This window comes from Mesorhizobium sp. M2A.F.Ca.ET.039.01.1.1 (assembly GCF_003998035.1).
Taxonomy (GTDB): Bacteria; Pseudomonadota; Alphaproteobacteria; order Rhizobiales; family Rhizobiaceae; genus Mesorhizobium.
The window spans coordinates 1-14,207 of sequence record NZ_RZRY01000095.1; the positions used below are offsets into that span (position 1 = coordinate 1).

Annotated in this window: 12 protein-coding genes and 2 pseudogenes; 12 read left to right on the top strand and 2 right to left on the bottom strand. The window is 61.5% G+C overall.

Annotated features, from left to right (window positions below; all coding sequences use genetic code 11):
* Both EOA24_RS10405 and EOA24_RS10410 read right to left on the bottom strand, forming a co-directional pair.
* Positions 1-993: pseudogene (locus EOA24_RS10405) on the bottom strand (hypothetical protein); the annotation flags it as partial.
* A 119-nt stretch (positions 994-1,112) separates the two neighbouring features.
* Positions 1,113-1,391, bottom strand: coding sequence for a hypothetical protein (locus EOA24_RS10410; protein ID WP_126078251.1), 279 nt, complete (start codon positions 1,389-1,391; stop codon positions 1,113-1,115).
* 416 nt (positions 1,392-1,807) lie between these two features.
* Here EOA24_RS10410 and EOA24_RS10415 point away from each other — a divergent pair, with 416 nt between their 5' ends.
* The 12 genes and pseudogenes from EOA24_RS10415 to EOA24_RS10470 form a co-directional block, all read left to right on the top strand.
* On the top strand, positions 1,808-3,811 hold the full coding sequence (locus EOA24_RS10415) for an alkyl sulfatase dimerization domain-containing protein (protein WP_126078252.1): 2,004 nt from the start codon (positions 1,808-1,810) through the stop codon (positions 3,809-3,811).
* Positions 3,812-3,872: 61 nt separating this feature from the next.
* Positions 3,873-5,285, top strand: coding sequence for a DUF1254 domain-containing protein (locus EOA24_RS10420; RefSeq protein ID WP_126078253.1), 1,413 nt, complete (start codon positions 3,873-3,875; stop codon positions 5,283-5,285).
* A 56-nt stretch (positions 5,286-5,341) separates the two neighbouring features.
* Positions 5,342-6,316, top strand: coding sequence for a DUF1254 domain-containing protein (locus EOA24_RS10425; RefSeq protein WP_126083456.1), 975 nt, complete (start codon positions 5,342-5,344; stop codon positions 6,314-6,316).
* The gene (locus tag EOA24_RS10430) at positions 6,313-7,116 is read left to right on the top strand and encodes a transporter (RefSeq protein WP_245467153.1); all 804 of its coding nucleotides are present in this window, start codon (positions 6,313-6,315) and stop codon (positions 7,114-7,116) included. Before EOA24_RS10425 ends, EOA24_RS10430 begins: the two co-directional genes overlap by 4 nt.
* A gap of 29 nt (positions 7,117-7,145) precedes the next feature.
* The gene (locus EOA24_RS10435) at positions 7,146-8,270 is read left to right on the top strand and encodes a transporter (protein ID WP_189353901.1); all 1,125 of its coding nucleotides are present in this window, start codon (positions 7,146-7,148) and stop codon (positions 8,268-8,270) included.
* 283 nt (positions 8,271-8,553) lie between these two features.
* On the top strand, positions 8,554-9,048 hold the full coding sequence (rpsF, locus tag EOA24_RS10440; RefSeq protein WP_126078255.1) for a 30S ribosomal protein S6: 495 nt from the start codon (positions 8,554-8,556) through the stop codon (positions 9,046-9,048).
* A complete protein-coding gene (gene rpsR / locus EOA24_RS10445; protein ID WP_006203718.1) occupies positions 9,048-9,296 on the top strand; it encodes a 30S ribosomal protein S18 in 249 nt (82 codons plus the stop codon). The genes rpsF and rpsR overlap by 1 nt, the downstream gene beginning before the upstream one ends.
* 213 nt (positions 9,297-9,509) lie before the next feature.
* On the top strand, positions 9,510-10,094 hold the full coding sequence (gene rplI, locus EOA24_RS10450) for a 50S ribosomal protein L9 (RefSeq protein WP_126078256.1): 585 nt from the start codon (positions 9,510-9,512) through the stop codon (positions 10,092-10,094).
* 230 nt (positions 10,095-10,324) lie between these two features.
* Positions 10,325-11,620 carry a cyclopropane-fatty-acyl-phospholipid synthase family protein gene (locus EOA24_RS10455; RefSeq protein ID WP_126078257.1) on the top strand — a complete coding sequence of 432 codons (1,296 nt, stop codon included), beginning with the start codon at positions 10,325-10,327 and terminating at the stop codon, positions 11,618-11,620.
* Positions 11,621-11,687: 67 nt separating this feature from the next.
* Positions 11,688-12,011, top strand: a complete 324-nt coding sequence (locus tag EOA24_RS10460) for a YnfA family protein (RefSeq protein WP_126078258.1) — start codon at positions 11,688-11,690, stop codon at positions 12,009-12,011.
* Between the two features lie 3 nt (positions 12,012-12,014).
* Positions 12,015-12,963: pseudogene (locus EOA24_RS10465) on the top strand (small ribosomal subunit Rsm22 family protein).
* Between the two features lie 199 nt (positions 12,964-13,162).
* The coding region (locus tag EOA24_RS10470) for a DnaB-like helicase C-terminal domain-containing protein (protein ID WP_127409784.1) at positions 13,163-14,207 on the top strand (1,045 nt) is incomplete at its 3' end.

A 14,207-nucleotide genomic window follows, 5' to 3' on the forward strand; every position in this document is an offset into this window, starting at 1 on the left:
CGCCTGAAACGCGCGCAACACGCAGCCGTTTCCCAGCGTGGGCTCCTCCATCTCCTTCGCGAGCACGCGGCTGTTAATGACCCCGTTCCCGCCGGCAAGACGAAGCGAAAGCCGTCGAGCCAGTTCCTCGGCCGAGGCATCGTCCGAGAGCGAATTTGCAGGCGCCTCGGTTTCTCCGGTATCGACCGCTTCGCCCTTCTGCGCATCGATCACCTGCCACCAGATCGACCGGCCGGCGTCCTTTCCTCGCAGCCGGAGCAAAATTCGGTATTCGGGGGTCACCGCGGCGGTCTGTGTCGCCTGGGTGTAATCGTCGGCTAGAAGTCTCAGCGTCTGGAAACGCGACAATGCGACCAAAACCGCCTCGCGGACGTGCAAACTATCGTCGCGGTCGCCAGAAAACTCCACCGCGACTGCCGGACGCTGCGAAACCGGCGGCGGCAAAGCAGGCTTTGCGAAATACAACACTCCCAGGCCGAGCGACACCCCGCCAAGAAGACCGAGCGCGCTGAACATCCACCGCGCGCGCCATGTCGGATGCAGTCTGCTGCTCTCGCGCGCCGGCACAGGCTGGTTCGCGTTCGGCGGCGCCTCGTCTTCCGGTTCATCCGTTCCAAGGTTTCTTCGTTCGCGGAAGAAAACCGGAATGTAACGGCCCTTGGGCAGTTCCACTCGAATAGCATCGGCCGGCTTGTGTTCATAGTAGCGGACCAGCGCGGCGCGCAATCTGGTCGCCTCGATGCGCACAATCGGGTCCATCGTCGGGTCGAAGCTGGAGGGGCGGCCAAACACCTCCACGGCAATCGTGTAGGCCTTGATCGACGCTCCTCGCCCGGCGAACGTCTCTTCCGCCACAAAGGACAAGAAGTTGCGATTGCGCTCCGTGCAATGAAAATCCGCGTCCGCAAGAAGCTTTCTCAGCTCCTGCCGCGCCTCATCTTCCGATACTCCAGAGCCTGCCGACAGGATGCAGGAACCCTCTTCTCCTGCCATGGGGAGCCCTCTATTGCCAGATTTTCCCCACTACTGCGTCCCGACAGCATAATGGCATGTAACCGGGCGGATTCATAGAGGACTGACAGCATAGGTTAATGGAGGCCTCCCATTTGTGGTCAGGATTTCTGTGCGCGCGAGCGCTGGTAACATATCGACAGGATTTCGTTCTCGATTTCCTCGCACAGGGTCTGGTATTCATCTATCTGAGGTTGCAAAAATTCGGTTGGACGGGCGCGCAGTTTTTCCAGTGTGGCGCTTGCCTCTTCGTACGCGCCGCAAAGATTCAAGAGCTCGGCATCGGATGCCGTGAGGATTTGAAGCTGACCCCGCAACGCCGGCAGCCGCAACATCAGCTTTATCAGGCCGCGCCTGTTATAGACCGCGCTTTCCATCATCTATTGCAACCTGACACCTGCACCGCCACCAAGCATTGTTGCTGGCAGGCTTCGAGACAGCCAGTTCGTTACGGTTACAAAACCGGGAAGAGCAGGAATTGCGCCGGAGACAACTACTTTTGCGTGCCCCGCGAGTTTCTGCATGGCTTGAAATGTCCGAGAGCATTTACCGTAACGTACTTCGCGCATCCTTTGCCTATGCCAAATCTGTAACCGAGCACCGGCTTCGGCGGGACGCTGGCGCGAACGAGGAGCGCAGTTTCAAAATTCTACGCGAACATCAGGTAGTGCGGATGCGAAGCGGCTATCGCCCAGCACCGAAACCCCGAGGTCACTGGCGCCGAAGTCGAATGTTGCCGGCTGACGGGAAGCTAATAGGCGGCGAGGCCGTTTGACTGACAAGAAGGGACCCTTTCATGAGCAAGTTCGAACTCAACCGCCGCGACATGTTTGTGGGAGGGTCGGCGCTCGCCCTCATGGGATTCAGTTCAATGGCGCAGAGCGGCTCAGAGGCACTGGCCGCTTCGACGGGTACGGCAGCGAAGCCGGCGACACAGGCGACCAAGGCCGCCAATGAGGCGCTCAAAAAGTATCTGAACTTCGAAGATCGCGCGGATTTCGAGAACGCCACGCGCGGTCTCATCTCCAAGCCAGATAGGCTCATGATCAAAGACGCGAATGGCGGGATCGTCTGGGATCTGGAGACCTATAAGAAATTCATCGACATCGACAAGCCGGCTCCCGACACCGTGAATCCAAGCCTTTGGCGCAACGCGCAGCTCTGCATGCAATACGGCTTGTTCCGCGTCCATGACCGCATCGTCCAGGTCCGGGGTTTCGATCTCGCCAACGTCACCTTCGTCCAGGGGGACACGGGCTGGATCGTACTCGACACCGGCAGCAATCTGGAAACAGGCAAGGCCGCTTACGAGCTGGTCAGCCGGCATCTCGGCCAGCGCCCCGTGCTCGCGGTGGTCTACAGCCACAGCCACGGCGACCACTATGGCGGCGTGAGAGGGCTGGTGGACGAAGCCGATGTTGAGTCCGGCAAGGTGCAGATCCTGGCTCCCCAAACCTTCACCGAGCATGCCATCAGCGAGTTCGTGATCGCCGGCAACGCCATGGGCCGGCGTGGAATCTATATGTACGGCCCGCTACTGCCGCGCAGCCCACAGGGCGGCGTCAATGCCGGGTTGGGCCAGACGGTCGGTCATGGCAATTCGGGGCTTATCCTCCCGACCCGTGAGATCAAGCAAAGCGGCGAGGAAGTCACCATCGACGGCGTGAACATGGTTTTCCAACTGACGCCCGGAACCGAAGCGCCGGCAGAGATGAACACCTATTTCCCGCAGTTCCGAGCCATGTGGATGGCCGAGAACACTACAAACACCATGCACAACATCCTCACCTTGCGCGGCGCTCAGGTGCGCAACGCGCTAGAATGGGCGAAGTACATCAATGAGACGATTGAACTGTACGGCGATGGCACCGACGTAAAGTTCCAGGCGCACCACTGGCCTATGTGGGACAGCGAAAAAATCGTCGATTATTGGAAGAAGCAGCGCGACCTCTATAAGTTCATTCACGACCGCTCGGTCAACCTGATGAATAAGGGCTATACCGGCGTCGAAATCTCCAACATGATCAAGTTGCCGCCTGAGCTGGACAAGGCTTGGTACAATCGCGGGTACTACGGATCCCTCAAGCATAATTCCCGCGCGGTCTACCAGTTTTACATGGGCTTCTACGACGGCAATCCCACCACTCTCGACCAGCTTCCGCCTGAGGAGGCCGCCAAGAAATATGTTGACTATATGGGCGGACCGGCCGCGATCTTGACGAAGGCCAAGGCCGACTTTGACAACGGCGAGTACCGTTGGGTAGCGGAAGCTCTGAAGCACGTCATCTTCGCCGATGCCGGCAACGCTGCTGCCAAGGAGTTGCTGGCGGACGCTTACGAGCAGATGGGCTACCAGGCCGAGTCCGGCCCCTGGCGTTCCGTCTACCTGCAAGGTGCCTTGGAGCTGCGCCACGGCGTGCCAAATGCCGGCTCGATCGAGACCGCCGGGCCGGACACGATCAAGGCCATGCCCCCCGAAATGTCCTTCGATTATCTGGCTGTTCGGCTGGACAGCGACAAGGCGGCCGGCAAGAAGCTTGCCGTCACTATTGACTTCACCGACCTCAAGGAAGCCTACACGCTGACAATCGAGAATGGCGTCCTGAACCATTCGAGGAAGGTCGATCCAAAGGCCGACGCGAAGGTCTCGCTGACCAAAGCGGACTGGGACAAGATCCAGTCCAGTGAGAAGGCGGGGTTCCCGGACGAATTGAAGGTCGAAGGCAGGCGCGAAGCCCTGGCCGAGTTCGCCTCAATGATCGACACCTTCTCCTTCTGGTTCCCTATCGTGACGGCTTGAAGAGCCAACACACAAGTTTGGTGAGCGCAAGAATCTTACCAAAGGACGCGGGGAGGGAACAATGCTTAGATACAGTTTTGCAGCGCTGATTTTGCTCCTCACTCAATCGGGCGCGGTATCGCATGACTATACGCCAGGTCACCTGAACGAACGGCTCGCCCACAGTCGCGCTGTGGAAGCGATTGTCTGGGGCATGCCGGCGGTCAACTTCGATTTGATGCTGCAGGCGGCGATTAAAGCCGGTGCGAAGGAAAACCAGATCGTATTCTGGTCCCGGATTCCCGACTGGAAGAACCAGACGCTGACGCCCAACCCCAGCACGATCTACCTGATGCCTTTCGTCAATACCAAAGACGCGGGTCCGATGGTGCTCGAGATTCCGTCGGCTACGGGCGGCGAGATCACAGGAACCATCATGGATGCCTGGCAGGCGGCACTCGACGATGTCGGTCCGGCCGGCGTGGACAAGGGCAAGGGCGGCAAGTACCTCGTCCTGCCTCCCGGCTATAGTGAGCAGATCCCCGAGGGCTACATTCCGCTGCGGTCCGATACGAACATGGCCTACGCGCTCCTGCGTTCCAATGTGGGCAGCGGCAGCGAAGTGGATGTCGCCAAGGCGGTCGCCTACGCCAAGCAGATCAAGCTGCATCCGCTCTCGCAGGCGGCCAGCCCGCCGCAGACGACCTTCGTCGATGCGGTTGAAACGATCTACGACAGCACGATCCCCTACGACGTGCGCTTCTTCGAGTCCCTCGACCGTTTCGTCCAGCGTGAACCATGGCTCGACCGCGACAAAGCCATGATCGACCATCTGAGGTCTGTCGGCATCGAGCAGGGTAAGCCCTTCAAGCCCGGTCCTGAAACAAAGAAGGTACTCGGGCAAGCGGCCTCGGAGGCTCGGACTTTGATGGAGCAACGCTACGAGGCTCTTTTCACCCCGTCGTTCTACGAGGGAAGCCAGTGGGCTCTCCCTGTTCCACACGACCTCAGCGAAGGCTTGTCGGATCTGTTCAGCAAGCCTGGCGTCTACCCCGTGGACAATCGCGGCACCTTTTTCTCGTTCGCCTTCTCCAGCATCAAACACCTCGGCTCCGGCCAATTCTATCTCGTGACGATCCGAGACAAGAATGGAAAAGCCCTGGACGGCGGAAAGACTTACCGTCTGACTGTGCCGGCCAATGCCCCGGTCTCGCTCTATTGGTCGGGCACCGTTTACGATCGGGGCACCCACGGCCTGATACGCGATCAGAAATGGGCCAGCCGAGGTTCGAACACCCCCGGGCTTCAAGCCAATGCCGACGGTTCGGTAGATCTGTACTTCGGGCCGAAGCCCCCCTCCGGAAAGGAATCGAACTGGACCCCGACGCGATCCGGCGCCGGATGGGAGATCATCTTCCGGTTTTATGGCCCGAAGAAGCCACTATTCGACAAGACGTGGCAATTGCCGGACATCGAGAAGATAGCCGCCCGGTGAGCGTGGAGGAGAGCGCCATGAAAGCAATCATAGCCGCAGCGTTCGCGCTGTCCACAATGGGAGGAGTCGCATTCGCCGAGAGCACTGTGCCGGTGACAGTCGATAACTTCGTTCGCGCCGAGACGGACCTCTATTTCTCCAATTCCGTGAAGGGTGGCGGATTTGGTGGCTGGCATCACGTGCGGGACCTTCTGCCCATCGACCATCAGACCGTAATCCGCGGCAACCGGGACACTTTGTATTCCACGCGCGTCTTCGATCTCGACGCAGGGCCGGTGACCATAACGCTTCCCGATGCCGGGAAGCGTTTCATGTCGCTGCAGATCATCAGCGAGGATCAGTACACGACCACCGAGTATGGCGCCGGACCGCACACACTGGACAAGGCGAAAGTTGGTACCCGTTACGTCCTGGCGGGCGTTCGCACCTTGGTCGACCCCAATGATCCAAAGGACCTGGTTCGCGTCCATGCTCTGCAGGATGCGATCGAGGTCTCGCAGCCAGGCGGGCCGGGCAAGTTCGAGATTCCGAACTGGGACAAGGAAAGCCAGAAGAAAGTTCGCGAAGCCTTGCTCGTTCTTGCGAGCACCGTCACCGATACCCGCCGCGCCTTCGGCACGAAAGAAGAGGTGGACCCTGTCCAATATCTGATCGGCGCTGCTTCAGCATGGGGCGCCAACGCCCCGAAGGATGCGATTTATCTCAATGTGGTGCCGAAAAAGAACGATGGAAAAACCAACTACACTTTGAAGGTCAAGGATGTTCCCGTCGACGGGTTCTGGTCGATCAGCCTTTACGACGCGAAGGGCTACTATCAAAAGAACGCCATCAACGCCTACACGCTGAACGACATCACTGCCAAGGCCTATCAGGACGGGTCAGTCGCGATCCGGTTCGGCGGCTGCGATGGCAAGATCCCCAACTGCCTGCCGATCATGGAGGGCTGGAACTACATGGTGCGGCTCTATCGCCCGCGGGCCGAAATCCTCGACGGCAAATGGAAGTTCCCTGAGGCCGAGCCTGCGAAGTGAAGGAGCAGGCCGTGCGCTTACGTGCAACCGTCGTGGCAATGGCAGTTTTGTCAGTGTCGCCGGCCGTCTCCCAGGACACCGACGACCTGGCGAAGAAACTCGCGAATCCTGTCGCGAACATGGTCAGCGTGCCGATCCAGAGCAATTTTGATTTCGGTGCCGGCGCGAACGGCCATGGCTTCGCCTATACGGCCAATATCCAGCCGGTCATTCCCATTTCGCTGAACGACGACTGGCTGATCCTTTCGCGCACGGTCATCCCGATCGGCTATCGCGACTATTCTCCGGGCGGCGACGTGTTCGGCTTGGGTGACATCAATGCCAGTCTTTTCCTGTCGCCCAAGGCGCCCAATCCAAACGGCATCATCTGGGGCATCGGCCCGGTGTTTCTGTTGCCGACCGCCACCGATGATTTCCTGGGAACCGGCAAGTTCGGCCTCGGCCCAACCGGCGTTCTGGCCAAGCAGACGGGACCATGGACGATCGGCGTGCTCGGCAATCACATCTGGTCGGTGGCAGGTGATCATGACCGTGCCGATATCAGCCAGACATTTGTGCAACCCTTCGTATCCTATGGCCTCGGCCACGGCCGCACCCTCTCGTTGAACACCGAGGCCAGCTATGACTGGAAAAGCGACCAATGGACGGTGCCGATCAATCTCGGCATTTCGCAGGTGTTCAAGCTCGGGGATCAGGCGATGAGCATTCAGGTCGGCGCCAAATACTACGCCGAAGCGCCGCAGGGGGCACCGCAATGGGGCATACGAACCACGCTGACATTCCTGTTTCCGGAAAAATGAAGGGGACGCATATGAGATCCGCGACAATCATGCGCCTGATGGCAGGATGCCTCGGAGCCGCCGCGACATGCTTCAGCAGCGCCGGCAACGCGACGGAGGCCGCGGCCGGCCGCTACATACCCGGCATCACCGCCGGCCCCGGCATGGGCATCGTTCCTCCGACTTCCGGCGTCGGCTACTGGGCGATCTCGAACGCCTACTACCATGGCAAGGCGAGTGGCGAGATTCCGTTCGGCAACGACACCGTGGCTCTCGGTCTCAAAGCGGATATGTGGATCACCGCTCTTGCCGGCGTCTATGTACCCGAACTGCATCTTCCCGGAAACTGGACCTATGCGGTCCAGGGAGCCGTTCCTATCGCCTGGTCCCAGGCGGAGGCGTCTCTAGGTCCGATCGAGGCCGACGATCACTTGGCCGGCCTCGGCGACATTGCGGTCGCGCCGCTCGTGTTCGGCTGGCACAACGACGCCATGAACACTTTCGTCTCGACCTCGTTGACCGTCACCGCACCGACGGGCCTGTGGGACAAAGGGCGTCTGGTGTTCCTCGGGCTAAACTACTGGACGTTCACACCGGCTGTAGGCTTCACCCGCCTGTTCCCCGAACAGGGATTGGATTTTTCCGCGAAGTTCGGCGTCGACATCAACACCAGAAATGAAGACACAGACTATTACAGCGGCGCGATGGCGCATCTCGACCTCGCGCTGACAAAAAATATCACCAAGAATTTCTCGGTTGGGGCTATCGCCGGGTTCTTGTACCAGTTCCAGGATGACGACAGCACCTTCGCCGACGCTCACGACGGCTTCAAAGGCCGCTCGATCGCCATCGGACCTCTGGTGTCTTACAAGGCGGAGTTCGGAAAGACTGAGTGTGAATCTTACTTTGCGGTGGGCGCACGAGTTGGAGGTCAAGAACCGAATGAAGGGCGATGCCGTCGTGTTCGACATCAGCGGGAAATTCTGACCAAAGCCAAAGCACCGCCTTCGAGCGGCTTCGCGATGCACGGGATGACCGTGCTTCCGGAATGCGTGCTGCCGCCCAACCGGCGCAGGCTTGGGGCCGATGAAGGCATGTACCGGATACAACCTTTTGGGGTGGTTAAAGCCCGATTACCGCAAGATCGGGTATTGGCTGCGCTGGCGTTTTTCTGAAGCCTGCGACACTCTGCGGTCATGCTGGCCCGTTCCCGCCCTTGCCTTCCCGCGAAATTGCTATATAGACGCGCCCAATCTGCCGGTCCTTGCTGGGGGCTGAACGGAGGGCCGTGGCTTTTCGAAGCCGCGACACGAAGCCAGAAGTGCTTTTAGCCTCCCGTGTCTCCGCTCTCGACCGTCTCGCGATGCTCCTTTCTTCCCCGTTTCGTCGGGTCAGACAAGTTGCAGAGGCTTAGCCGCGAGGGCCGGACAGAGAAACGAAGAAAGGCAGAAAGACATAATGGCTCTTTACGAACATGTGTTTCTTGCCCGGCAGGACCTGTCGCAGCAGCAGGTTGACGCGCTTGTCGAACAGTACAAGGGCGTCATCACCGCGAATGGCGGCTCGGTCGGCCGGATCGAGAACTGGGGACTGAAGTCCCTCACTTACCGGGTCAAGAAGAACCGGAAGGCTTACTACACGCTGATGGACATCACTTGCCCGCCGCCCGCGCTCAACGAGATGGAGCGCCAGATGGGCCTGTCGGAAGACGTCCTTCGCTTCCTCACCGTCAAGGTCGAGGCGCATGAGGAAGGCGCTTCGGCGATGATGCAGAAGCGCGAAGAGCGCTCCGAGCGCGGCGGCTTCGGCGACCGCGACCGTGGCGATCGTGGCCCGCGTTCCTTCGGCGACCGCGACCGCGGCGACCGTGGTCCGCGTTCGTTCGGCGACCGTGACGGCGGCGACCGTGGTCCGCGCCGTCCGCGCGAAAGCTCTGAAGGGGGTGCAGAATAATGGTCGACATCAACCAGATCCCGACCCGGCGCCCGTTCCATCGCCGCCGCAAGACCTGCCCGTTCTCCGGCGCCAATGCGCCCAAGATCGACTACAAGGACGTGCGTCTCCTGCAGCGCTACATTTCCGAGCGCGGCAAGATCGTGCCGTCGCGCATCACCGCCGTCAGCCAGAAGAAGCAGCGCGAACTCGCCAAGGCGATCAAGCGCGCCCGCTTCCTCGGCCTGCTGCCCTACGTGGTTCGCTGATATGTTCGACCGGGCGGCTTTGCCGCCCGGTCTTTTCACCGGCGCGGCGGGCGCGTCGGGTTGACCCTCAAATCCCGAGTTGGGGCGATTGCCTCTAACTGCCCAGACAGGCAGGACAGCGACAAAAGCGGCGAGGTCGCACCAAGCTTCCTGACCTGTTCCTATTCATTCAACGTCGATCGTTGATCGACGCCCAGACGAAGGAACGAAACCATGGAAGTCATTCTCCTCGAGCGCATTTCCCGCCTCGGCCAGATGGGCGAGACCGTGAAGGTCAAGGACGGGTTCGCCCGCAATTTCCTGCTCCCGCGGGGCAAGGCGCTGCGCGCCAACGAAGCCAACAAGAAGAAGTTCGAGGGCCAGCGCGCCCAGCTCGAAGCCCGCAACCTGGAGCGCAAGTCCGAGGCCTCCAAGATCGCCGAGACGCTCGACGGCAAGAGCTTCATCGTCGTGCGCTCGGCCGGCGAGACCGGCCAGCTCTACGGCTCGGTGTCGACCCGCGATATCGCCGATCTGCTCACCGCGGAAGGCTTCACCGTCAACCGCAACCAGATCGAGCTCAACCAGCCGATCAAGACCATCGGCCTCTCCAACGTGGCGATCGCGCTGCATCCGGAAGTCGAGGTCACCGTGACGCTCAACGTCGCCCGTTCGGCCGACGAGGCGGAGCGCCAGGCCAAGGGCGAGACGCTGACCACCGCCGAAGCCATCTATGGCGAGGACATCAACGACAACGCCCGGCCGGAGAATTTCTTCGACCCGAACGCCGAATTCGAAGGCGGCGAAGAGAACGCCTGATCACTGCATTTCCGAAGCATCGCTTCGGCTCGCAGACGTCCAGGATTTCTGGACCAACGCCCGGGTCTCAGACCCGGGCTTTTTTGTGCCAAAAGGAACTTTTCGACACCCCATATCTTGTGCACATTACAGCGTAGCGCGTCGATTGGACGCGGGCGATGCGCTGTGGCATCTTCGCTTAGGCATTCCAGTCTGATTACCGGGTGATCCGACTGAGGGGACATTTGGTCATGAACATCCTGTTGAAACACGTTCTCGAACGCCTGGTGCGGGTCGGCGACCTCAAGGTGACTGGGCCGAAAGGCACGACGCACAAGTTCGGCGACGGCAGCGGCGAGCCGGTGCATATCCACATCAAGACGTCGCATGCCGAGCGCGCCATCACCTTCGATCCGATGCTGGCGGTGCCCGAGGCCTATATGGACGGCGAATTGGACGTGCTGGAGGGTGGCATTCTCGGGCTGATGCGCATCGCGTTCCAGAACATGGGATCGAGCGGCATCGACGTGTCCTGGTCGAAGGCGATCGAGGGTCTGCGCCATGCCTTCCGCCGGCTGCAGCAGATCAACACCGCCGCGCGCTCGCGCCGCAATGTGCAGCGCCACTACGACCTGTCGGGCGAGCTCTACAAGCTCTTCCTCGACGAGGACATGCAGTATTCCTGCGCCTATTTCGAGCAGCCAGACATGACGCTGGACGAGGCGCAGCTTGCCAAGAAGCGCCACATCGCCGCCAAGCTGCGGCTCAAGGCTGGCCAGACGGTGCTCGACATCGGCTCCGGCTGGGGCGGGCTCGGCCTCTATCTCGCCAAGATCTTCGACGTCGACGTGCAGGGCGTCACGCTGTCCACCGAGCAGCATGGCGTCGCCACCGACCGCGCGCATGCGCAAGGCCTGCAGGACCGCGTGCATTTCGAGCTCAAGGACTATCGGCACATCAACGAGCGCTTCGACCGCATCGTCTCGGTCGGCATGTTCGAGCATGTCGGCGTCAACCATTACCGAACCTTCTTCGACAAGACCGCGACGCTGCTCAAGCCAGACGGCGTGATGCTGCTCCACACGATCGGCCGTTCCGGCGTGCCGTGGGCGACCAGCGCCTTCGTCCGCAAATACATTTTCCCGGGCGGTTACATCCCGGCGATGTCGGAGGTGATGCCGGCGATCGAGAAGTCGGGCCTGGTGGTGACGGACATAGAAATCCTGCGGCTGCACTATGCCGACACGCTGAAGCATTGGGGCGCCCGCTTCGCCGCCAACCGCGACAAGGCGAAGGCGATCTATGACGAGCGCTTCTGTCGGATGTGGGAGTTCTATCTCGCCGCCTCGGAGGCCGCCTTCCGCTGGCAGGACCTGGTGATCTTCCAGTTCCAGCTCGCCAAGAAGAACGACACCCTGCCGGTGACCCGCGACTATATCGCCAAGTGCGAGAAGGCGTTGGAGTTGCGCGACCACGGCCATCCGGAGCCGGAAGCGCCTGCCGCCCGGCCGGCCAAGCCGACGCGCAGGCGCAAGGCGGTGGAGTAGGCACGCATTGCCGCTTGCCATTGCGCGGTGACGCTATGAAAAAGGTCTCGTTCGCGAGACCTTTTTCATGACCTATCTCATCTGTATCGCCGCAGCGCTTGCCGAGATCGCCGGCTGCTTCTCGTTCTGGGCGTGGTGGCGGCTGGAGAAGTCGCCGCTCTGGCTTCTCCCCGGCCTCGTCTCGCTCGCGCTGTTCGCCTTCCTGCTTTCGCTGGTCGAGACAGATGCGGCCGGCCGCGCCTATGCCGCCTATGGCGGCATCTACGTTGCGGCTTCGCTTGGCTGGCTGTGGCTGGTCGAAGGCTTGCGTCCCGACCGCTGGGACCTGGGCGGCGCGGCGATCTGCATCGTCGGCGCCTCCGTCATCCTGCTTGCGCCGCGCGGGGCTTGAGCGATGGAGCTTCCTGCCCCGCTCCGGCAAGGCGTTGACAGCCTGCTCGAGAAAGTGCCGCTGCCGGCGCTGAGGCAGGCGGCAAGGACGCTGTCCGAACGCTACCGCGCTGAGCTGCGCGACGGCCGCCTGCATATGGGCGAGGAGATGGCGGTCAAGGCCTATCTGGCGACGCGGCTGCCCGCCACCTATGCCGCGGTGCGCGCCAGCCTCGATGCGCTTGCCGATGCGCGACCGGATTTCCAACCCAAGACCCTGCTCGACATCGGCGCCGGGCCTGGCACGATGCTTTGGGCCACGGCAGACGCCTGGCCGGAGCTGGGACAGGCGATGCTGGTCGAGGCAAGCGCCGCGGTGCGCAAGGTCGGGCAGTCGCTTGCAGCCGGCACGATCGCCGCCCGCACCGAATGGGTCGCCGGCGATGCCACCATCGATCTCGACAGCCTCAAGCCCGCCGACCTCGTCAGCATCGCCTATGTGCTCGACGAAGTCGCGCCGGCCTCGCTGCCGAAGCTCGTCGATCGCCTTTGGCAGCTGACCGCCGACACGCTGCTCGTCGTCGAGCCAGGCACGCCCGCCGGCTGGCAGCGCATCCTTGCCGCGCGACAGCAACTGATTGCCGCCGGCGCGCATATGCTGGCGCCCTGCCCGCACGCTGCACCCTGCCCGCTCACGCCGCCCGACTGGTGCCATTTTTCGCGCCGCGTCGCCCGCTCGCGCATGCATCGTCTGGTCAAGGAGGCCGAGGTGCCGTGGGAGGACGAGAAGTTCATCTATCTCGCCGCCTCCCGGCGCCGCGCGGGTGCTGGCGCCGCCGAAAGGCGGCTCCGGCAAGGTGGTGCTGAAACTCTGCCAGCCGGACGGCAGCGCCGGCGAGCAACTGTTCAGCAAGCGCGACGGCGACGTCTTCAAGACGGCCCGGCGCGCGGACTGGGGCGACACGCTGCGATAGGAATTTTCTTGTTTTGTTCTCGTTCGAAGCGTTATCTTCACCCTCTTCGATTCGAGTCAATGACGATTCTTTCCACCAGAAAATTTTGGCTGTGAATCGCGAGTATCAAGGTCAGTCAGAATCGTACTGTTGCAGAAAGGTCAGCATCGAATCTTCCGGTTCTGGTATCGAGGAAGGCGGGATCGAAATCGGGGACATTATGGCAGAGGCGGCACTGAAATTCGGCGCGGCGGAAACGCCGCTTTATCGTGAGGCACCGAACAACATTGAGGCCGAGCAGGCGCTGCTCGGCGCTATTCTCGTCAATAATGACGCCTTCTACCGGGTCTCGGATTTCCTCAAGCCGGCGCATTTCTACGAGCCGCTGCATCGCCGCATCTTCGAGGTCGCGTCCGAGCTGATCCGCATGGGCAAGATCGCGACGCCGATCACGCTCAAGACCTTCCTGCCGGCCGACGAGAAGGTCGGCGACATGACGGTGGCGCAATATGTGGTGCGGCTTGCGGTCGAAGCGGTCACCGTCGTCAACGCCACCGACTATGGCCGCGCTATCTACGACCTCGCCACGCGCCGCGCGCTGATCACCGTCGGCGAGGACATGGTCAACATCGCCTATGACGCGCCGGTCGACATGTCGCCGTCCGAGCAGATCGAGGACGCCGAGCGGCGGCTGTTCGAGCTCGCCGAAACCGGCCGCTATGACGGCGGCTTCGAGAGCTTCAACGACGCGGTCAAGACCGCCGTCGACATGGCCAACGCAGCCTATATGCGCGATGGCCACCTGTCCGGCATCTCGACCGGTCTGCGCGACCTCGACCGCCGCATGGGCGGCCTGCAGCCTTCCGACCTGATCGTGCTGGCCGGACGCCCGGGCATGGGCAAGACCTCCTTGGCCACCAACATCGCCTTCAACATCGCCGAGGCTTACGTCCCGGCGCAGCAGGCCGACGGGACCTTCAAGGCCGCCAATGGCGGCGTCGTCGGCTTCTTCTCGCTGGAAATGTCGTCGGAGCAGCTCGCCACCCGCATCATCTCAGAGCAGACCGAGATTTCTTCGTCGAAGATCCGCCGCGGCGAGATCACCGAGATGGATTTCGAAAAGCTCGTCGCCTGCTCGCAGACGATGCAGAAGATCCCGCTGTTCATCGACCAGACCGGCGGTATCTCGATCGCCCAGCTGTCGGCTCGGGCGCGGCGGCTGAAGCGCCAGCGCGGCCTCGACCTCATCGTCATCGACTATATCC

What these genes read in the sequence shown, in the direction of transcription:
- EOA24_RS10420 (WP_126078253.1), top strand. Translation starts at nt 3,873, where the DNA reads ATGCTTAGATACAGTTTTGCAGCGCTGATTTTGCTCCTCACTCAATCG.
- rpsF (WP_126078255.1), top strand. Translation starts at nt 8,554, where the DNA reads ATGGCTCTTTACGAACATGTGTTTCTTGCCCGGCAGGACCTGTCGCAG.
- rplI (WP_126078256.1), top strand. Translation starts at nt 9,510, where the DNA reads ATGGAAGTCATTCTCCTCGAGCGCATTTCCCGCCTCGGCCAGATGGGC.
- EOA24_RS10460 (WP_126078258.1), top strand. Translation starts at nt 11,688, where the DNA reads ATGACCTATCTCATCTGTATCGCCGCAGCGCTTGCCGAGATCGCCGGC.
- rpsR (WP_006203718.1), top strand. Translation starts at nt 9,048, where the DNA reads ATGGTCGACATCAACCAGATCCCGACCCGGCGCCCGTTCCATCGCCGC.
- EOA24_RS10455 (WP_126078257.1), top strand. Translation starts at nt 10,325, where the DNA reads ATGAACATCCTGTTGAAACACGTTCTCGAACGCCTGGTGCGGGTCGGC.
- EOA24_RS10425 (WP_126083456.1), top strand. Translation starts at nt 5,342, where the DNA reads ATGGGAGGAGTCGCATTCGCCGAGAGCACTGTGCCGGTGACAGTCGAT.
- EOA24_RS10410 (WP_126078251.1), bottom strand. Translation starts at nt 1,391, where the DNA reads ATGATGGAAAGCGCGGTCTATAACAGGCGCGGCCTGATAAAGCTGATG.
- EOA24_RS10415 (WP_126078252.1), top strand. Translation starts at nt 1,808, where the DNA reads ATGAGCAAGTTCGAACTCAACCGCCGCGACATGTTTGTGGGAGGGTCG.
- EOA24_RS10435 (WP_189353901.1), top strand. Translation starts at nt 7,146, where the DNA reads ATGCGCCTGATGGCAGGATGCCTCGGAGCCGCCGCGACATGCTTCAGC.